Below are 22,176 nucleotides of genomic sequence, written 5' to 3' on the forward strand. Positions count from 1 at the left end.
AACAACTTCCTCAAGTGACTTTCCCTGTATTTTATCGCTATTTAATATCTTTTTTTATTAATCATTATTAACATGCATAAACAAACCGCTTAATTAAATAGACTTGGTAAAACAATAAATTCCCTTTTATGAAGAAATTATTTACTAATGGAACTTGTAAACAATTATAAATAATATTGATACTTGGCAAATAAATAATTATTATACCGTCTGCTATAAAGGATTAATCTGTTATTAATTATTATTGGAAATAAAAACACATGAATGAGTTTCTAGAAATTTTGACCCATGGTCGCCGTTTTAAGGCTGCTGTAAAAGAACTAGCATTAGAAGAGCTTAAAGATTTAGCGGTTAAGCTTGATAAAGTCATTGTCGATCGCGAAGAGAAGCAAGCAGAAGAACAACAAAAAAATGCAGCTCGTGACGCTAAAATAGAAGAAATTCGCAAACAAATGGAAGAAATCGGTCTTTCTGTTGACGATTTAGGTGGTGTAAAAGCGGCGCCTAAAAAACGTGACCCTCGTCCTCCTAAATACCAAATTGAAGTAGACGGTGAAATGGTCAAGTGGACAGGTCAAGGCCGCATGCCAACAGTATTTAAAAATGAAATTGAAGCTGGCCGCAAAATCGAAGATTTTTTGATTTAAAAAGACTAACTCATCACATATCTATTGCCCAGCTTCATGTTGGGCTTTTTTATAAGCATTTATACTCGACACAAGATTACTTACAAAAAACACTTCTAAATCAGCTTCTCATTAGCGTATGCTATTGTCTCCCTCTTACTCAGCGCATATAGAAAAATGATAAATATAAGCAAAGTGATACCATCTTTTACTGTTGCGATGCTCACAATATCGTCTTCAGCTAACGCCAGTGTCCCTATTGTAAAACCGAATAAAAAAATCACAGCACTGACAAACGCAAATATTGTAGCCGCTCCAGGTAAACATATTAACAATGCAACATTATTGATTGAAGACAATCGAATAAAAGCCATTATAAAAAACAATCAAATCCCCGATGGTGCTTTTAGCATAGATTTAAGCGGTTATACTATTTATCCTGGTTTTATTGATCCCTTTACTCAATATTCAATTAAATTCGACTATCCTAAATTAGATAAAGAACGTCCTATCTATGATATTAGTCGAATAGGTGGTAATGCTGAGAATGGTGCTATTCATTCTGAAAAAGAATGGTTTAATTATATTCAAGCAGACAGTAACTCATCGTCTAATTGGATAAGCAATGGATTTACCAGTGTTCAAACTGCAAAATTAGACGGCATATTTCGAGGCCGCGGAACCACTGTATCACTTGCCAACAAGATTCCAAATAACATTATCTACCAAGCACGAAGTCATCGTTTTATGTCTTTAAATAAAGGCAGTTCTCAACAAGACTACCCAGCATCATTAATGGGAAGTTTAGCATTAATTCGACAAACAATTTCAGATGCTAATTGGTATCAAAAAAATAAATCTAAACCCGGAACAAATAAGCACCCAAATACAATTGAGTTTAATTCAGCACTTGAAAACTTAACTCATTTAGACAAGCAGCAAATTATTTTTGATACTAAAAACTTAAATAATCAATTGCGTGCTGCACGTATTATGTCTGACTTTAATTTAAAACCAATTCAAATTGGCAGTGGCAGCGAATATTCTCGTATTAACGAAATTAAAGCTCTTGATTATAAAATCATTTTGCCATTGAAATTCCCTCAAGCACCTGATGTTAGCGATATTGATAAGGCTCGCGAAGTGAGTTTGCAACGATTAAGACATTGGGAACGAGCACCATCTAACGCTGCTGAGCTCGAAAAAGCGGATATTAATTTTGCTCTAACTATGAATGGCATTAAAAGCAAGGACTTTTGGCCAAGAATACGTAAAGCTGTAAAAGCAGGCTTGTCACAAGACACCGCATTGGCCGCATTGACAACTATCCCTGCTGAAATGTCTGACATTGATGAGGTAGCGGGTAAAATAGAGCCAGGCTACATGGCTGACTTTGTTGTAGCCAAAGGCAACCTTTTCGAGGATGGTAAAATTTTCAGTGTTTGGTTACAAGGCCAAGAACAGATACAGCAAGACAGAAGCCTTGATACACTTGTTGGTGATTATCAACTTGCCATACAACAGCTACCTTTCGAGCTACAAATCACTCAAGACAACAAGTTAAGTGCTACGTTAAATAGTGGTGAAAACCAGATTGAACTGAGTAAACTTAAATTTGCCAATAATAAACTTAGCTTCACAGCAAAACTTGAAGATGCGGGTTATTCAGGTGTTAATCGGTTTACTTTATGGTTAGACGGAAAAGAGCTTTCAGGCCACATGGAAGATGCCTCCGGAGCGTCGATTGCTGTAGCGGGTAAAAAATCCGTTCCTGCACAATCTGATTCAAAACAAACGCCGAAAGCTACGACAGACACCCAAGCAGATGTCAGTTTTATAGGAAAGTTAACTCACCCCAATGTTGGTTATGGATTATCAAAACAGCCGACTTCGGAGCAAATTCACATTAAGAATGCCACAATATGGACGTCAGAGGATCAAGGTGTATTACAAAACTCCGATATTCTCATCGCCGATGGTAAAATTAAGCGCATAGGTAAAAACCTTAAAACGCCTAGTCGTTATCAAGTAATTGATGCTACGGGTATGCATTTAACCGCAGGGATTATTGATGAACACTCACACATTGCTATTAATGGAGGGGTAAACGAAGGGACTTATGCGGTAACTTCAGAAGTTAGAGTCGGAGATGTTGTTAATCCTGATGACGTATCTATTTACCGAGCTTTAGCAGGCGGCGTGACAAGTGCACAACTTCTGCATGGCAGTGCTAACCCGATTGGTGGACAAGCACAGTACATTAAAATGAAATGGGGAAGCAACGCCGAGCAACTCAAGTTTTCCAAAGCTCCGCCAAGCATAAAATTTGCATTGGGCGAGAATGTAAAACAAAACCATTGGGGCGATAACTTTAATCGTCGCTTCCCAAGAAGCCGCATGGGAGTGGATACTTTATTCAGGCAAACATTTGATGCAGCTCAAGATTATGAAAATGAATTAGAGCGTTTTGACGACCTAGGGCGAAGCAGCAAGCGCAAACAAGTTGCTCCAAGAGTTGATTACCGCCTCGAAGCCATTAATGAAGTACTCAATCATAAACGTGATATTCACATTCATTCTTATGTCGCCTCTGAAATTCTGATGTTTTTAAAAGTTGCCAATGCTTACAATTTCACCGTGAAAGCTTTCACTCACGTACTTGAAGGATATAAAGTCGCGGATGAACTCGCAAAGCACGGCGCTGGAGCATCAACATTTTCTGATTGGTGGGCATATAAATTCGAAGTTTATGATGCTATCCCGCAAAATACCTGCTTAATGAATCAAAAAGGTGTCATCACCAGCATTAATTCTGATGATTACGCCATGCAGCGAAGACTGAATCAAGAAGCAGCAAAATCCATGATGTATTGCGACATGTCTGCTGCCGATGCATTGAAAATGATCACCATTAACCCAGCGATTCAACTTGGTGTATCAAACTATGTTGGTTCAATTAAAGAAGGCAAAATGGCAGATATCGTACTTTGGGACAACAACCCACTGTCTATTTATGCAAAAGCTGACAAAGTATGGATTGAAGGTACTCCATATTTTGATCGCCAACTTGATAAAAAAATGCAACAAGATGTAGCTCAAGAGCGACAAGCATTAATCCAAAAAATTCTTAATAGCGATGTAAAAGCAAGAAGTGGAGAAAAACCTCTTTCACTGATCGAGCCACAATGGCAGTGCGATACGGTTTTTCATGCATGGCATCAGGCACATTAGGGAGGAAATGATGAAAATTAACACAAAAAAAACATTGCTAAACTTAGCTTTGTTAACAAGCTTATTAGCTCCAGTTCATGCAAACGATATGGTACCAAGCGCAGCACAATCTGAACCAATTTTGTTCACAAATGCGACGTTACATACAGTGACTGATGGTGTCATCAAAAATGGGGATTTACTGATTGAAAACGGCAAGATTCTCGCTATTGGCAACAATCTAGTGAGTTCCGATGCCGCTATCATTGACCTATCAGGAAAACACGTTTTCCCTGGGATTGTTGCATTAGATACAAGCATTGGCCTTGTTGAAGTGTCGGCCGTTAAAGAAAGTGATGATCGTCGTGAAATTGGTGCTGTGAACCCTCAGCTTTCAGTTACCACAGCTTACAATGCAGATTCAGAAGTCATTCCAACCGTCAGACACAACGGCATAGCTTATGCTCAAGTGGTTCCTTCAGGCAATGGTTTAGCGGGACAGTCAGCATTAGTAAACTTAGACGCATGGAATATTGATGACGCACTTTATCCAACAGGTTTGCAAATGCACCTTTATTGGCCTCAAATTCGTTGGCCGTCATCCGATGAAAAGCGATATAAAAAGCAACAGGAACAATTAAACAAACGGTTAAACATCTTAAATCAATCGTTCGAAGATAGTTACCGATTTTATATTGCGAATAAAAAACCATCAGGCGATCAAGCACTAGCATCTATGATGCCTTTATTTGCAGGTGAAGGTCAGCTCTATATTCATGCGGATACACAATCGCAGATTGAGCAAGCTATTTCATTGGCTCGCAAATATGACTTCAAAATAGTAATTGTTGGAGGATATGATGCATGGCGTTCGGCAGTCGCTTTAAATGAAATAGGTGCAAAGGTAATTTACACAAATACTTTAGGTTTACCTAAAAGACGTGATGAGCCTATCGATCAAGCATTTAAGATCCCATCATTGCTGAAACAAACAGGTGTAGCTTTTGCGTTAGGGTACTCATCCAGTTGGGATAGCCGTAATTTACCATTTGCAGCAGGGCAAACTGTTTCATACGGATTGACAAAACAAGAAGCTTTAAAAGCCATTACCTTAGATGCAGCTAAAATAATGAATGTCGATAACCTAGGTGCATTATCAAAAGGCTACAAAGCAAGTTTTATTATTTCAAATGGTGATATTCTGGACCCAAGCACAGCTAAAGTAGAGCAGCTATATATTGAAGGCCGAAAAGTTGATTTAAATAACCGGCAACAACAGCTTTATCAAAAATACTTAAAACGATAGTATTCATCCAATTCGGGCTGCTTTATATTTGGTATAAACAGCCCTCTTTTAACTGAGATGTATCATGAAACATATCATCCTATTTATATTCACCGTAGCTTGCAGTGGTTGCAGCAATTACACTTTCAATAGCAACATCGATGCACAAGCCTATAAAGATTACTTTAAAGCTTCTGATGTTGCAGTTTATGAAGCACAAAATCACCCTAAAAAACCTTTCAAAAATTTAAAAATGGTGAATGGTGACTCTTGTCAAATCAGTCAAAACGACAAACCTGCGAGCATTGCTGAGGCTCGTACCAAGGCGCGACGAACTGCGGCCGATCTAGGTGCTGATGGAATTATTATTAAGCATTGCTCTTTCATCAATATTGTAGATTCAAGCTGCATTACTCAAGCCATATGCACTGCACAAGCTATCAAGCATGATTAACTTTAAGCACTCTGTAGAAGCCATTGGTGTTTGTCATAGCCCTTACAAACAAAAGTTTGGGATCCCACGACAACCCGGCCTTGTAGACGCTAAGGGCACCATAGAATTAATCGGTGACTATAACCATCCTGACTTTGTAGAAGGTATCGAACAATACTCACATTTATGGTTAATTTTTAGTTTTCATGAAAACTTAACACAAGGTTTTAAAGCTAAAGTCCGACCTCCACGTTTAGGCGGAAATGACAAAATGGGCGTTCTTGCCACACGCTCTACTTTCAGACCCAATGGCATCGGGCAATCTGTTGTACGTTTACACAGTGTAAATCGTAAAAATGGACAGATACGGATTAATATTTCAGGTATGGATCTTGTTGATAGCACGCCAATTTTAGATATTAAGCCATATCTTCCTTTTTCCGATAACATCCAAGACGCAACGGCAGGTTTTGCTCAACAAGCTCCACAGCAATTAGATGTTCACTTTTCTCAAGCTGCCCTTCAAACTTTATCTGAGCAGACTAACCATTATGAAGTCGAAGCACTGATATCCCAAGTACTTTCTCAAGATCCTAGACCCGCTTATAAAAAAAACAATGAAGATTGTAAAATTTATCACATCAGTTTGTACGAATTAAATATTTCTTGGCAGGTAGTCGAGAATATAGTTATTGTAAAAAACATCACTAATATTTTTTAATTAAAATATTAGTGTAACTTAAAACCCATATAAAAATTAATAACAATTTACTTATAAAGAACATGGTTAATAGAATTTATCAACTTGCTCAAAGTATATAGCTTACTATACACATGAGCCACTTCATCGGCCACTACATTTACACTGAAAAACAAAACATACACTTAAAAAACCAAAGCATTCCACCTGTCTTTTGCTCACACAATAAATTTAATTTTAAACAACTATAATTAATAATTCGACATCCTTTCTATAAATTATTTTTATTAATCTATCACTTAATAAACAATTCTTAATTACCACTATTTGCTAATGCCAATTATATTTATAGTAAACCGTTAAATTAATCAGTAAATAAGGTCTTACAACTATGGCTACTGCAACAAATAGTACTACAGCGGCTACTTTTCAAATTAAAGTGGATAAGGATATGTCGATCACTAATTTGAATGGGGCATGTAAGGCTGACATTAGTCATGGTTCTATTTTAGATATTGATATTATCTCTCAAAAAGGGAAGTGCCAAAGAAGACAATTTCTGGTGTCATCTGCAACATTAACTAAAAATAAATGTCTCTTTTTCAGGTTTACTGCTGTCGGAAAAGACACCTCAAGTATGTCTAAAAAAGAACAAATAAACGAAGCAAATAGCGTCAAACAACTTACAAAAATTGCTAATCAATTCACCAAAGCTTGTAATAAACCTGATACAGGTTTATTTACTGTTTATGGTGAATTAAGTGCAAACAAAGATAAAATTCTACTCAAAAGTACGGAAAAAGCTATAGACGTAGTCGTTGGTGAAAATTTTACAATAGCCCATAAAGAAACTAATGCTAGTTTACCTGCATTTTTTACGTTTTCGAAAAGAAGAGTTGAAATAGTTAAACTCGAAACCGACAAAGAATTGGATGGTTACGTTTTATGTAATGACAAAGCCACACAAACTCGAGTATCTCTTGGACATATTAAAAACCTCAAAACTAAGCAACCATGTGAAACCGCCATTATTGATACTGAATCAGATGCAAAACTAGCAGCAATTGTAACCAAAGTTCTAATTGGAGAAGAAGATCAATTTGGGGAAAATTACACACCAGTAACAAGCATTCCGACAGTAATGCATGATGATATCGAAAGTATTGCTCAGTTAAAGGAAAATAATGAGCACTTAATCAACAAAAGAGTTCAGTCAGAGATTGAAGCTGAAAAAGCAAGATTAGCAGCAGAAGTCGAAGCTGAAAAACAAAAAGTAAGAGAGAAAGAAGCTGAAACGGCTAAGCTTAAAGCAGAACTTGAAGCACAAAAAAGTCAACTTTCACAGCATACTCATACTCAATCAAATGGTTCAACACCTCCACCACCTCCATTTGTAGGAGTAGGAGCACCACCGCCGCCACCTCCACCACTTCCTAGTATCAAAGCTCCGAGTGAAGACCCATTAGCAGACTTAAAAAAACGAAGAAAAAATAATGTTGGAGGTAACTCTCTTGATAAACAAAATGAAAATAAACCTACTTTAACCACTGAAGAACAAATAGCTCAAGAAATAATGAAAGGAGTCACCTTAAAAAAGGTGGTTCGCTCTAGCCCTGAAGCGGGAATAACGACTAAAGAACCAGCTCCATTTGGTCAAGGAACGTTAAAACGAAGAGGTAAACGTGCTGACAAAACAGAAACAAACTCTGCTACTGGGCCACAAATGTTCGAAAAAAGAGGCTCAATATCTTCAACAGGCTCAAGCGCCTCTAGTGAAGATAGAGTCGACACTAATAATGGGGTAATTAAACCTTTTGAAAATGAGATTCCTGTTGCACCTGGAAAAACTGAACCAGCAGCTAAAGCAAATTCAAATAGAAAGAAAAAAGCACCAGTTGCTGCCCCAGAGAAGAAAGCAAAAAAATGAGTTCTGTCTGTTAAACCTAAAAACATCAGTTGAACGCTGAGTATATGAGTAACTGTTTGAGTCAATAAGATGACTTTATCATCATGGCTTTCACCCAATGAGTGAAGTGCTCTACGCTCACAAGCTTGCTAAAATGACTGATATCTGCGTTGTAACTTTTGCAAGTAGAATAACTACTTGCTGCAAGCTACGCCTTACTATCAGCCATTTTTTCTATGCTTGAGAACGCAGTCAACTGATGTTTCTAGGTTAAATGGTCATCCGCTTATCTAAGGAAAGTTGCGGAAGAAAGTATACCGATGAGTTCTCGTCACTCCAGCGCAGGCTGGAAACGAAGTAACGACAGTTTTGTATTTCGGTAGTCTAGTGCCTTTGATTTTTCTATAAAAGTCACTGGATACCAGCCTTCGTTGGTATGACAAAGATTGGTATTTTCTAAATCGCTAGATCCCTAAGTAATACCAATTACAGTAATTAAATTCCCAGCTCAGAGCTATGTATGTGTTCAAAGTACAAGTGAAATTGATGAAGACATAGTTATTACCGACATACAAAACTGTCGTTATTACATTACTACGTTGAGACAATTTTGCGTAGTAATTTGAACACATACAAGCTCCAGAAGGGCAAGGCTAAAGGATTCCATTACTACATTACAATTTTTTGAATTATCCCGACAAAAGCACGAAGTGCGTTGAACGCCAGCTTTGTATGGCGGCCGTTAGGGTATATAGTACTTCAAACTTGCGCCTTGTACTGAAATCCTTTAGCTCTTGCTGAGTGGGAAGTTAATTACTGTAATTGGTATAACTATTTATTACTGCATTGGTCAAAATGCAATGTACATCCCTTCATATAATCAATAGTGACTTCCTAAAGTAAGATGTTAAAATATCGCCCATTCAAAACTCTATCTGGACTACGGTAATGCGAGTTAGCAAATACCTGCTATCAACACAAAAAGAAACACCTGCAAATGCAGAAGTTATCAGCCATCAGCTCATGCTACGAGCTGGTCTTATTCGTCGTAATGCTTCTGGCTTATACTCTTGGCTACCTACTGGTTTAAAAGTGCTCAGAAAAGTTGAAGCCATTGTTCGTGATGAAATGGAAAAAGCAGGTTCTTGTGAGATTCTTATGCCGATAGTTCAGCCTGCTGATTTATGGCAAGAAAGTGGTCGTTGGGAAGAGTACGGTCCAGAGCTATTGCGTATTAATGATCGAAATAACCGTGACTTTGTTCTTGGCCCAACTCATGAAGAAGTGATAACAGATATAGTTCGAAAAGAAGTTAACTCATACAAACAATTGCCATTGAACTTGTATCAAATACAAACAAAGTTCCGTGACGAAATTCGCCCTCGTTTTGGTATAATGCGTTCGCGTGAATTCTTGATGAAAGATGCTTACTCATTTCACCTTGATCAAGAAACCATGGATGCGACCTATCAAGATATGTATTCAGCATATTGTAATATTCTTACTCGCATCGGACTTAATTATCGCCCAGTATTAGCTGATTCTGGCTCTATTGGTGGCAGTATGTCACATGAGTTTCATGTGCTTGCTCAAAGTGGTGAAGACGTAATTGCTTACTCTACAGAAGGCGATTATGCCGCCAATATAGAGCGAGCTGAAGCCCCTAAACCAACTCAGTCACGTGCTGACGCCACTCAAGAAATGACCCTTATTGATACACCTAATGCTAAAACAATTGCTGAATTGGTAGCGCAGTTTGACATAGCTATCACAAACACAGTAAAAACCTTAATCGTTAAAGGTGCGACTGAAGAAAAGCCTTTTGTCGCTTTAATTATTCGTGGCGATCACGAATTAAATGAAATTAAAGCTGAAAAACTTGAGCTTGTTCAATCACCACTGACTTTTGCTAGTGACGAAGAAATTCGTGCTGTCATTGGTGCAGGCCCAGGCTCTTTAGGCCCTGTTGGATTAGATATGCCTGTTATCGTCGATAACAGTGTAAAAGTAATGAGTGATTTTTCTGCTGGCGCTAATACAGATAATAAGCATTATTTTGGCATTAATTGGGGGCGTGACTTACCTGAAGCACGTGCAGTAGACATTCGTAACGTGGTTGAGGGGGAAGCCGCACCAGAAGGTCAAGGCACCTATGCTATGGCTCGTGGTATTGAAGTTGGTCATATATTCCAGTTGGGCACTAAGTATTCTGAGGCGATGAATGCTAATGTTCTTGATGTGAATGGCAAAGCTAAAACTTTATTAATGGGTTGTTACGGTGTGGGTGTAAGCCGTATTGTAGCTGCGGCAATCGAACAAAATCACGATGACCGTGGCATTATTTGGCCTAAGGCAATTGCACCGTTCAAAGTTGGAATTTTACCGATGAACATGCATAAATCTCATCGCGTGAAAGAACTTGCAGAAGAACTGTATAAAACCTTTACCGATACAGGCATTGAAGTCATGTTTGACGATCGTAAAGAGCGCCCTGGCGTTATGTTTGCCGATATGGAACTCGTTGGCGTGCCCCATACGATTGTTATCGGCGACCGCAATATCGATGCTGGTGTACTTGAGTATAAAAATAGACAAAGTGGTGAAAAGCAAGATATTCCAATGAATGAAGTTGTAGATTTTATTAAGTCGGTAGCACTTTAAATATCCATTCAAATATAACGCGCTTAGTTAGCTTTGTGCGTTATATTACTTGCAATTTACGTCTGGTGAAGTTTGGTGACTTAAATTCAAGCTTACCCACTTTAGGTTCCTCTGTAGCAGCGCCCGAACTTACTGAACGATTTTCAGCAAATGTTATCGTTTCAAACTCTTCCCAGACAGTTTTAACAATCTTTGCACCATCTTTATCAACATCTTCTACAAGTCTGCCATCAAATGAAGCACATTTTACTTCCTTACTATTCTTGCTTGCACCGCTATCAAAATCAGTTTTTTTCTTCCAATTGCTTTCTGAAGAAGTACTTCCGTTTACATAGTATTTATCGTCTGCATGTAACAAACCTTGTTCAGCTGCGATTGCTTGCAATTCCGCACTGCAGCTGACATTACCACATTCCATTGATAATTTAAGCGCTGTTTTACCTGCGTGATTCCTAGTCGCTATACTAAAGCCTTCATCAAAAAGGGCTCTGCATAGCCCGCTATGTCCGTTTCTTGCCGCGAGATGCAACAGATTATCACCTTCTGAATTTTGATGATTATGTTTTGTAGATACACAAGAAAGTTTTTGAACCAATTTTGCACTTCCTGAAATAGCGGCATAATCAATCGGGCGATTTCCACTTGAGTCTTCTAAATTCAAAAATACTTCTCTAAGCTCAGGAGGACATTTCTCAAGTAAACAAGTTGCCACTTCGACATTTCCTTTTTTAGCGGCAAAATGTAGGACTCTATGATTTTTTGAGTCTTTTTCAGCATAATCAGCGCCTTTCAAGACTAATTCATTAGCAACGACGGAGTGACCACTTTCGATTGCTAAATAAAGTGCAGATTTACCATCTTCAGAGGCTAATGAAGGCTTAGCTCCTTTTACGAGTAAAGTTCTAACCAACTGCAGTTTTCCATGTTTCGCAGCTAGCCTTAACGCTCTGCTAGAAAGAACATGAGATTCACCGACTTCAGCGCCTGATCCAATCAGCAGCTCTATCATGGCTAAATCATCTTTTGCAGCTGCAATTTCAAATGCCGTGCAGCTATTAGGCAGACTTTGTCGACAATTTAAATCAACACCATCTTTGATATTTTTTCGGACTTTTGAAACTTCTCCACGAGCTACGGCCTTCAAGAAATCATCACTTTTATTTAACCGTCCTAATAGTAAGTCAGTATTTTTACGTAAAGACTTAACTTCGTTGTCTCGGCCTGTTAATTCTACATAGGGCGTATCAAAACTGCTCTTATGAAACTTCACTATCGATTTGAAAGCAAAACTTATTCCCTCATTCCTAACAGGCACTGCTGTGTAGTGAACTTTAACAATACTAATGCCTGAAGATTGACTCCGGAGTTTGAAAATAAATGTTAAACCAGTACTAGGAGATTCTGTTGAACCGGCCTGTGTTGTTGAAGCTACTTTACGAACTACCCTAGTTAGCACATCACTTGTAGTCAATTCCTTATATTCAGGAGATGTCGAAAAAAGATTTGTACAATTAAATGATATAGAAGACATACGTTCTCATTTATACAAAAAATATTATCTTTATTATAATAAAGGTCACTATGCTTAATGATAAATATTAAATGAATTATTGTTAGCCTAGGAATAATACCAATTACGGTAATTAATCCCTCAGTCAGCAAGAGCTAAAGGGTTTCAGTGCAAGGCACAAGCTCGAAGTACTATATTCCCTACGGCCGCCATACAAAGCTGGCGTTCAACGCAGTAATGGAACCCTTTAGCCTTGCCCTTCGGGAGCTTGTATGTGCTCAAATTACTTCTCAAAATTGTCTTGACGTAGAGCAACTATGTCTTCATCAATTTCGATTGCACTTTGAGCACATACACAGCTCTGAGTTGAGCATTTAATTACTGTAATTGGTATAACTACAACAAACATTATGTATCCCATATTCTTTTCATAATATAGTGTTGGGTTACCGCATATAACGGAGTTAATTTGACGGGAAAGACAGCTTTAGTTTTAGGTGGTGGTGGGGCAAGAGCGGCTTATCAAGTCGGTGTGCTCAAAGCCATAGTTCAAAATTACCCTCGAAATCACGGCATCCCATTCGATGTACTTTGTGGTACCTCAGCAGGAGCCGTCAATGCAACTTCATTGGCAACGCATGCAGGCTGTTTTCATTTAGCAGTAAAAAAACTCAACTACGTCTGGGGTAACTTTCAAACTGAACAAGTTTATAAAAGCTCTGTCTCGGGCGTACTCAAACATTTAGCTGAAATGGCTCTAAAAGGATTACAAGCAAACACTATAAATCCTGATTCTGGCTGTTTATTAGATAACGAACCTTTAAAACAGTTACTTGATAAGGTGATGGATTTTAATCGGATTGATAATAATATTGCACATGGAAACTTAACCGCTTTAAGTATCGATGCATCTTGTTATGATGATTCAAAATCGATAACGTTCTTTCAAGCCAAAGAAAGCATTAACAATTGGTCAAGAGCAAGGCGAAAAGGAGTGCGAAGCCAGCTTTATACTTCTCACTTATTGGCAAGTTCAGCGATTCCACTCGTATTCCCCTCGGTAAAGTTAAACCGCCAATATTTTGGTGATGGCTCTGTACATCAACTCGCACCACTTTCAAGTCCAATTCATTTGGGTGCGGATAAAATTTTGGTGATTAACTTAGATTGTGAAACAAAACCAACAAATCCACTATCTCGTCACCACCCCTCAGCGGCATCCATTGCTGGACACCTATTAGACACAATATTTTCAGACACCCTCAATAGTGATCTTGAACGGTTACAAAGGGTCAATAGTACAATTAGCTTAGTTCCAGAAAACCACCGAAAAGAATACGCTTTAAGAGCAATTGAAACGCTGGTTATTAAACCCAGTCAAGATTTAGGTGAAATAGCCGCAACCTACTATTACCACATGCCTTTTGCTATACGTAGTTTATTGCGAGTCTTTGGGATCAATCAACGAACCGAATCCAGTATCATTTCATACTTACTATTCGAAAAAGCCTATACAAACGCCTTAATTGAGCTCGGTTACAATGATGCAATGTCTCAATTAACAGTGATCAATAAATTCTTATCTCGATAAATTATTAGATTTTTTCTTTTAAAACGTTTTGGCATAAAAACTGTATTAAGTAGTCAATATTATTACGTTTTAGTTCAGAGATACTGTAATGGATTTTGGTTTAGCAGTTGGTTACCAATCAGATAGCTTTACACTCACTTCTCAGCCTCATGGCAGAAGTACCCTATCGACAGATCTTATTCACATCATACAGTCTCTGCATTCAAGCCTTGAGCCTAGGACAGTTTTTGCCAATTACGGCAAAATATTAGGCCAACATTTGCCGATTATCGGTGTGCAATTACAACTTGCTAATCACCACTTCATTTGGGGAATTGGTCAAGGCAAAGGCTTTAAGTGTTTTTTACCGCTCAATCAGCAATCCAGCGAGATACACTACCGCTTAAGTGATAACTTATCACCGCAGCAATTATCCCTATTAAAACAGATTGAAGAGTTATTACCGCAAGCACTAGAAAATGCGATGAACTTCGCTGATATGTCAAAAAAAGCCATGTTCGATGCACTGACATCTTTAGGAAACCGCCGTTATTATCAACAAATGCTAGAGTCGGCTATTGCGCGTTTCCAACGTGCCAACGAAGATATCTCTTTATTGATTTTAGATCTCGATAACTTTAAATCACTCAATGACCGTTTTGGTCATCAACTCGGTGATACCATTTTAAGTGAGTTTGGTGCTTTGCTTACAAAAACAACCCGCAATGCTGATCAAGCGTTTAGAATAGGTGGCGATGAGTTTGTCGTTATTGTTCATGGTGATTCTATTGCTGCTGAAAAGCTGTCTCAAAGAATCATTATGGAAATTAATGACAGTCCTCTGCTGCAGCAATTCGACGCACAATCCAGTATTGGAATCGCTCAATTAACTACAAAACAAACTAGCAAACAACTCTACGAGATGGCTGATAAAGCACTTTATAGCGCAAAGTTAAGTGGGAAAAATAATTTTAAAGTGGCATAAGGCTTGTTAGTTTTATTATCCACAGTTCAAAAATAAAGAAGCAAAAAAAATTAACTTAAAATAACCGTTCAACCTAAAAACATCAGTTGAACGCTGAGTATACGAGTAACTGTTTGAGCAATACGATGATTTTATTATCATGTTTTTCACCTAAGGGACGTGGCGGAAGAATGTATACCAATTTTATCGTCACTCCTGCGAACGCAGGAGTCCAGAGTCTTTGGTTAATTTGGGCACAAGTCGCTGGATACCTGCGTTCGCAGGTATGACAAATTAAGCGTTGAAATTTAAATTGGTATTATTTGAACTGCGACATCCCTAATGAGTGAAATGCTCTACGCTCACAAGCTTGCTAAAATGGCGGCTATCTGCGTTATAACTTTTGCAAGTAGAATAACTACTTGCTGCAAGCTACACCTTAATATCAGCCATTTTTTCTACGCTTGAGAACGCAGTCAACTGATGTTTCTAGATTTAGTTTCTGTAATTGGTATAACGCTGAAGATTAAACTATCCAAGGTAAAGTACGAAAATAAGCTAGAATAGGCATCTGTGAAGGAATTTCGTAGGTGATATGAAATAAAAAATTTAATTCTGTCGCACATAGATTGACTGACTTTCTACATCTGCTTGTGCGACTTTATCCACCCAATAACCAATCGCACAAACAAGCTGCTCATTATAAAAAAGAAGTGGGACTCTACTCCTTTCCCAAGGTGGAACTTGTAACTCTTGCCACAATTTTTTTAGTGATCGCGATTTATCCCGAAAAGTAGGCTTACACAATGTACTTCCTGCTACACCAAATCGTATTGACACTACCTCATTTAATTTCGGTAACCGTAATTGAGTTAACGGATCACTTTCATCTGTCATTGTTTTCTCAACAATAAGCGTGTTTAACGAATTCACTTTCAGCTCTACACGTTCAGACTTCGCCAATAGTTCAAGTAAATTAACCGCCTCAATGTCATCGGGCTTAATTAATTCTTGTGGATAGTCATGAGCATAAACTTGGTGATTAAATCGGCGAACTATAACGCCTGAAGCTTTGATCTCGACTTTAGCGCCAGCTTTGGCAGTTTGTAACTGCTCTAAAGTTTCATCTAATTGTATTTTTGATAAGTTTGGCAAATCGAGTTTGCTTAAGAATGTACGAAACAATTGCCTTTGCCACGCATAGGGTAATAAACCGAAGCTATTAATATTAAGTACATATTTCGCAAACGGCGATGCTTGTATATGTGCTAATAATTTTTGTTCAGAAACTTCATCAAGCAAAGATTGTTGTTCTCTACAAAGCTCAGCACTACGGCACGCGGTTGTTGCAATAGCAGGCCAGCGTTGTTTCAACTGTGGGATGACATTTAAGCGGAGAAAATTTCGGTCAAATCTCACATCTTGGTTACTGTCATCTTCAATGTTAGAAAGCCCATACTGTTTTGCATATTGTTCGATTTCAATTCGAGAAATATCTAATAATGGTCTCAGTTGAAGTAGCCCATTATCTAATGGCTGAGTCACGCCCATACTCGCTAGTCCCTTGGGGCCTTGACCACGCTTTAGGGCTAGCAATAACGTTTCTAACTGATCATCTTGATGATGAGCTGTAAATAACACGTCTCCTAACTTCATCTCACTCAATAATGCTTGATACCTTGCCCGGCGTGCTTCGGACTCAATACTTAATCTTGCACCTTGTTTAACCGCTACTTTTTTTACTATAAGAGGCAAATTATAGGCTAATGCACGAGATTCACAATGTTTAACCCAATCATCCGCATCTGGACTGAGTCCATGATGAATATGAATCAATACCGCACTGAGATGAGCCTGTACTCTTGTTAATTCACTAACCGCATGTGCGAGCACTTCTGAATCAATTCCACCGCTGTAAGCGATTATTAGCCGCTGACAACTTGCCTCAGATAACTCTTTGATGCTATGTAAAATAGATTGTGCAATGTTAGCTGTATTAGGCATTAGAACAACATTCTTACTTTGTCTGGCCCTATCAAGCTTTGTAGCGCCAGTAATAAATCATCTGTCGGGTTAACTTGCCAATCATCACCTAATTGAAATTGGCCTTTGGCATCTTCTAAGCGATAGTTAATCAATACAGGGGTTTTACCTGCTTCTTTCCAAGGCAATAATGTTTGTTGGAATGATTCTAAAACAGATTGATCAATCTGAGTGCTTTCGATATCTATTTCTAATCCTTTTGAAAAATGACCACGTGCTTCACTAATATCGATGATGTTTCTCGCTGTCATTCTGTTTCCGCCAGAAAAGTCATCAACGCTAACTTCACCTTCGCAGATAATGACTCGATCTTTTTCAATCAAATGATTAAATTTTTCATAAGCTTCGGTAAATAGCATAACTTCTAAGCGACCACTTTTATCATCCAGTGTTACCAAGCCCATTTTAGAGCCTCGTTTAGTCATCATCACCCTTGAAGCAACAACCAAACCTGCTATTTTAACTGTTTTACTGCGCCCTGTAGGGTGCGTATCTTTCAAACGACCATTGGTGTAATACTTTAATTCTTTCAGGTATTGATTGATTGGGTGCCCAGTTAAATATAAACCGAGAGTATCTCGCTCACCTTCTAGCCACACTTTGTCTGGCCAAGGTGTACAATCAACAAATTGCTGTTTCGCATCATTAGGATCGGTATTAAGCAGACCAAACATGTCATTTTGGCCAGTTGATTCTGCTTTCGCATGCTGTGCTGCTGCTAAAATCGCTTGAGGTAATGTTGCCATCATTGATGCTCGATGGGGGCCTAGAGTGTCCAAGGCACCAGCGGAAACGAGTTTTTCAATGACTCGTTTGTTCAGTTTTTTAAGATCAACTCTGGCACAAAAATCAAATAAATCGATAAATGGCCCTGACTTTCTGGCTTCGAGTATTGATTCAACAGGGCCTTCACCCACGCCTTTAATTGCACCAATGCCATAAATAATATTAAATTCGTCATCAACCGTGAACTTAAACTGACCTCTGTTCACGTCTGGTGGAATTAATGGCAGTCCCATGCGTTCACATTCATCAACGAGAGTAACAATCTTATCGGTATTATCCATATCCGCAGACATTACTGCCGCCATAAACTGTGATGGATAATGGGTTTTTAACCAAAGCGTTTGATACGAAACCAATGCATAAGCGGCTGAATGGGATTTATTGAATCCATATCCCGCAAACTTTTCAACCAAATCAAAAATTTTCATCGACAGTTCACCATCGATACCATTATTGTTCGCACCTTCTTTAAAAATACTCCGTTGTTTTGCCATTTCTTCAGGCTTCTTTTTACCCATAGCTCGACGAAGCATATCCGCTCCACCTAGGGTATAACCTGATAAAACCTGAGCAATCTGCATAACCTGCTCTTGATACAAAATAATACCGTATGTCGGCTCAAGCAGATCTTTTAATGATTCATGTTGCCATTGCGCGTCTGGATACGAAACTTCTTCACGGCCATGTTTACGCTCAATGAAGTTGTCTACCATGCCTGATTGCAAAGGTCCTGGACGGAATAAGGCAACAAGCGCAATCATATCTTCAAAACTGTCTGGTTGAAGACGCTTAATAAGATCTTTCATACCACGTGATTCGAGCTGGAATACCGCTGTGGTTTCGTAACGCTGCAATAGCTTGAATGAGGCGGGGTCATCAAGAGGAATTGATTCAATTCGAATTGGCTCAAGCCCTTTCTTCGCTTGAGTTGCATTCACCATTTGCAGTGCCCAATCGACAATGGTGAGTGTTCGTAATCCCAAGAAATCGAACTTAACAAGCCCTGCCGTTTCTACGTCATTTTTATCAAACTGAGTAACTGGGTTAAGCCCTTCAGCATCACAGTAAAGTGGGGAAAAATCAGTAATCTTAGTTGGGGCAATCACCACCCCTCCAGCATGTTTACCTGCATTTCGAGTGACACCTTCAAGGCGGCGGCACATATCAATCAGATCTTTTACATCTTCATCGGCTTCATAGGCTTCTGGTAAAGCGGGCTCGGCTTCAAAAGCTTTGGCTAATGTCATGCCCGGCTCAGGAGGGATCATTTTTGATATTCGGTCAACAAATCCGTACGGATGCCCAAGTACACGACCAACATCTCGAATTACCGCTTTAGCAGCCATAGTACCGAATGTAATGATTTGAGATACGGCATCACGACCATAAAGTTCAGCAACATGATCGATCACTTCATCTCGCCTATCCATACAAAAATCGACGTCGAAATCCGGCATTGAAACACGCTCAGGGTTCAAGAATCGCTCAAACAGTAAATCGAATTCAAGTGGATCTAAGTCGGTAATTTTTAACGCATATGCGACTAACGAACCCGCACCTGAACCGCGACCCGGTCCGACAGGGATATCGTTATCTTTACCCCATTGAATAAACTCCATCACAATCAAGAAATAACCGGGGAAGCCCATTTCGTTAATAACGTTAAGCTCAACGTCAAGTCGCTTGTCGTATTCACCCCGTTTTTCAGCTCTTTCTGTTTCATCAGGAAACAAGAACTGTAAACGTTCTTCTAATCCTTTTTCGGATACATCGACAAGGAAATCTTCGATCGACATGTCACCTGTAGGGAAGTTTGGCAAGAAGTACTCATCTAAACGAACCGTTACATTGCAACGTTTACTGATTTCAACACTATTTTGTAGTGCTTCAGGAATATCACTGAATATCTCACACATCTCTTCTTCTGATCGCAAGTACTGTTGTGAGCTATACTTTTTAGGTCGACGATTATCAGCAAGTGTAAAACCATCGTGAATCGCGACTCGGATCTCGTGGGAATCAAAGTCATCGGCGTGCAAGAATACTACTTGGTTTGTTGCGACGACTGGTAAGTTGTTTTGCATCGCGTGTTCGACTGCCATGTGTAAATAACGTTCTTCGTCTGCTCGTCCTGTGCGTAATAGCTCGACATAATAGCGATCGGTAAAATGGGTCTGATAAAAATCTGTGAGCTCTTGAGCTTGAGGCGCATTCCCTTTCAGCAACGCTTGCCCTAAATCACCGTCTTTTCCACCAGATAGCAACAATAACCCTTCATTATATTTCGGCAACCATTCTTTATCGATAACGGTCTTTCCTGCAATCTCACCTCGTAAATAAGCTTGGCTAATAAGCTGAGTTAAATTCTGGTAGCCGTCATTATTCATTGCAATAACAGTTAAACTACTTAAATCGTCAGATTCTTTGGATTGCATCCAAAAATCAGCGCCTATGATTGGTTTTATACCGCTCGAATGGCAAGCACCGTAAAACTTTACAAGCCCACAAAAATTATTCTGATCCGTTAATGCTATCGCTGGCATTTTCAGCTCGGCAGCACGCGACAGTATAGGTTTAACTTTTGCCACACCATCAGACATGGAGAAATCACTGTGGACTCGAAGATGCACAAAACGGGGTTCAGACATAATGACTTTTGGTTTCTTAATAAAATGAAAAGAGATATTGATTTAGCCTAACAGACTCGCTCAATTCGAGCCAGAAATTAGCACTTTTACAGGTTTAAAACTACGACGATATTCAGGCAAAACCCCGAACTCTTGCAGGGCGGCAAGGTGAGCTTTTGTTGGATAACCTTTATGGGCTGCGAAACCATACTGCGGGTGCAGTTTATCAAGCTCATGCATTTCTTTATCCCGTACCACCTTTGCAACAATAGATGCTGCGCTTATAGCAGGGATAACACCATCACCTTTCACAATTGCATGGGCCGTCATACTTAACTCAGGCACTCGATTACCATCGACCAAAACAACTTCAGGGATAGGTTTCAAACCAGCTACTGCGCGTTGCATGGCCAGCATAGTGGCATGCAAGATATTGATTTCATCGATTTCTGCTGGGCTTGCCCGCCCCACACTCACACAGAGCGCCTTTTCTATTATTTGCGCAAACAATGCATCACGCTTTTTTTCTGAAAGTTTTTTTGAATCATTTAAGCCTTCAATTGGGTTATTAGGATCCAAAATCACAGCTGCGGTGACCACATCACCTACGAGTGGCCCTCTACCAACTTCATCAACACCCGCATGTTGTATGCTGCAAATATCATTAACCTGTTCTAGGGTAATATTTTTAAAAACTGCCATTATTTTCTACTCTTAATCAACACTGAAACTGCTTGAGCGGCACATTGACTTGCATTGCAAGCAAGCGTTTTATGGATTTCAGTAAAGCGCTCGAATAGTGGAGAAAAGTCATCATTTAATTGCTTTGAAACGGCTGTAGATATATTTTGTGGCGTACAATCGGCCTGAATTAACTCAGGAATAATTGCTTCCCCAGAGAGCAGATTCGGCAATGAAAAATGGCTAATTTTCATCATTCGCTTTGCTATCGAGTATGTTACTGGACTCACCCGATAAGCAACAACCATAGGACGTTTGACTAACATGGCTTCTAATGTAGCAGTTCCAGATGCTAATAAAATGCAGTCAGCAGCTGCCATAACCGTGCGAGACTTCCCAATGACTAGCTCAATTTCTAGATCGGGAGCATATTGTTTTAATGCTTCAGTGAACTGCTTTTTTCGAGCCTCATTAACTAAAGGCGTAATAAACTTTAAGTCTGGATATTTCTGTTTAAGTTCGTTAGCCGCTTCTAAAAATGGTTGTGCAAGTTGTTTCAGTTCCCCACCTCTTGAGCCTGGTAAAATAGCTAAATACTCAGATTGGTGAGCTACCCCTAAAGCATCTCTTGCAGTAGCCTTATCACTTTGCATTGGGATATCGTCAGCTAAGGTATGCCCGACAAATGTGCAAGGCACATTATGTTGGTCATAAAATGCCTTTTCGAAAGGCAATAGAGATAACACCATGTCAGTGGCTGCAGCAATTTTGAAAATTCGTTTTGGTCGCCACGCCCATACTGATGGACTAACGTAATGAACCGTTTTGATGTTTAGACGCTTTAATTTTAGCTCAAGCCCAATATTAAAATCAGGTGCATCGATCCCAATAAAACAGTCGGGATTAATTTCGGTAATTTTTGCTATTAATTCTCGGCGTACTGTTATCAGTCTTGGTAACCGTGATAACACTTCAACCAAACCCATGACCGACAACTCATCCATTGAAAAGTAAGACTCAAACCCTAAAGCTTCCATTCGTGGCCCACCGATCCCAACAAATCGAGCGTCAGGATATTTTTTTTGCAGTGCTTTAACTAAGCCTGCACCCAAAATATCACCTGAGACTTCACCAGCTACCAATGCGAAAATAGGAACACGTTTTGAGGCCATAA

The 22,176-nt window shown here is 39.1% G+C and carries 14 protein-coding genes; 9 read left to right on the top strand and 5 right to left on the bottom strand.

Annotated elements, in window-relative coordinates:
- Positions 1-260: 260 nt before the first annotated feature.
- The 7 genes from E2I05_RS15985 to E2I05_RS16015 all read left to right on the top strand — a co-directional run bounded on the left by E2I05_RS15985 (position 261) and on the right by E2I05_RS16015 (position 10,821).
- Positions 261-647 carry an H-NS histone family protein gene (locus E2I05_RS15985; RefSeq protein ID WP_121852021.1) on the top strand — a complete coding sequence of 129 codons (387 nt, stop codon included), beginning with the start codon at positions 261-263 and terminating at the stop codon, positions 645-647.
- 156 nt (positions 648-803) lie between these two features.
- Entirely contained in the window at positions 804-3,857 is a 3,054-nt protein-coding gene (locus tag E2I05_RS15990; protein WP_121852022.1) for an amidohydrolase family protein, read from the top strand.
- Between the two features lie 7 nt (positions 3,858-3,864).
- Complete coding sequence (locus E2I05_RS15995) at positions 3,865-5,142, top strand: amidohydrolase family protein (RefSeq protein WP_376707910.1); 1,278 nt, start codon at positions 3,865-3,867, stop codon at positions 5,140-5,142.
- A gap of 64 nt (positions 5,143-5,206) precedes the next feature.
- On the top strand, positions 5,207-5,575 hold the full coding sequence (rcsF, locus tag E2I05_RS16000) for an Rcs stress response system protein RcsF (protein ID WP_121852024.1): 369 nt from the start codon (positions 5,207-5,209) through the stop codon (positions 5,573-5,575).
- Positions 5,568-6,275: a tRNA (N6-threonylcarbamoyladenosine(37)-N6)-methyltransferase TrmO gene (gene tsaA / locus E2I05_RS16005; protein ID WP_121852025.1), complete on the top strand. Its 708-nt coding sequence runs from the start codon at positions 5,568-5,570 to the stop codon at positions 6,273-6,275. Before rcsF ends, tsaA begins: the two co-directional genes overlap by 8 nt.
- 370 nt (positions 6,276-6,645) lie before the next feature.
- Entirely contained in the window at positions 6,646-8,181 is a 1,536-nt protein-coding gene (locus E2I05_RS16010; RefSeq protein ID WP_121852026.1) for a hypothetical protein, read from the top strand.
- Between the two features lie 927 nt (positions 8,182-9,108).
- Positions 9,109-10,821 (top strand): proline--tRNA ligase, encoded by a 1,713-nt coding sequence (locus E2I05_RS16015; protein WP_121852027.1) that lies wholly within the window; start codon positions 9,109-9,111, stop codon positions 10,819-10,821.
- A gap of 40 nt (positions 10,822-10,861) precedes the next feature.
- On the opposite strand, the gene E2I05_RS16020 is transcribed toward E2I05_RS16015, so the two are convergent.
- Positions 10,862-12,352, bottom strand: coding sequence for an ankyrin repeat domain-containing protein (locus E2I05_RS16020; RefSeq protein ID WP_121852028.1), 1,491 nt, complete (start codon positions 12,350-12,352; stop codon positions 10,862-10,864).
- Between the two features lie 448 nt (positions 12,353-12,800).
- Between E2I05_RS16020 and E2I05_RS16025 the strand changes: the two genes are divergently transcribed.
- Positions 12,801-13,922: a patatin-like phospholipase family protein gene (locus tag E2I05_RS16025; RefSeq protein ID WP_121852029.1), complete on the top strand. Its 1,122-nt coding sequence runs from the start codon at positions 12,801-12,803 to the stop codon at positions 13,920-13,922.
- A gap of 88 nt (positions 13,923-14,010) precedes the next feature.
- Entirely contained in the window at positions 14,011-14,886 is an 876-nt protein-coding gene (gene dgcS, locus E2I05_RS16030) for a diguanylate cyclase DgcS (protein WP_121852030.1), read from the top strand.
- Positions 14,887-15,474: 588 nt separating this feature from the next.
- Here the strand turns inward: dgcS and tilS are convergent.
- The 4 genes from tilS to lpxB are packed head-to-tail and all read right to left on the bottom strand — an operon-like array spanning position 15,475 to position 22,174.
- Positions 15,475-16,869, bottom strand: a complete 1,395-nt coding sequence (tilS, locus tag E2I05_RS16035; RefSeq protein WP_121852031.1) for a tRNA lysidine(34) synthetase TilS — start codon at positions 16,867-16,869, stop codon at positions 15,475-15,477.
- On the bottom strand, positions 16,869-20,342 hold the full coding sequence (gene dnaE / locus E2I05_RS16040; RefSeq protein ID WP_121852032.1) for a DNA polymerase III subunit alpha: 3,474 nt from the start codon (positions 20,340-20,342) through the stop codon (positions 16,869-16,871). The genes tilS and dnaE overlap by 1 nt, the downstream gene beginning before the upstream one ends.
- Before the next feature lie 60 nt (positions 20,343-20,402).
- Positions 20,403-21,023: a ribonuclease HII gene (rnhB, locus tag E2I05_RS16045; RefSeq protein WP_121852033.1), complete on the bottom strand. Its 621-nt coding sequence runs from the start codon at positions 21,021-21,023 to the stop codon at positions 20,403-20,405.
- Positions 21,023-22,174: a lipid-A-disaccharide synthase gene (gene lpxB / locus E2I05_RS16050; RefSeq protein ID WP_121852034.1), complete on the bottom strand. Its 1,152-nt coding sequence runs from the start codon at positions 22,172-22,174 to the stop codon at positions 21,023-21,025. Before lpxB ends, rnhB begins: the two co-directional genes overlap by 1 nt.
- Positions 22,175-22,176 lie beyond the last annotated feature (2 nt).

It is taken from the genome of Parashewanella spongiae, from assembly GCF_004358345.1.
In the GTDB taxonomy this organism is placed as follows: domain Bacteria; phylum Pseudomonadota; class Gammaproteobacteria; order Enterobacterales; family Shewanellaceae; genus Parashewanella; species Parashewanella spongiae.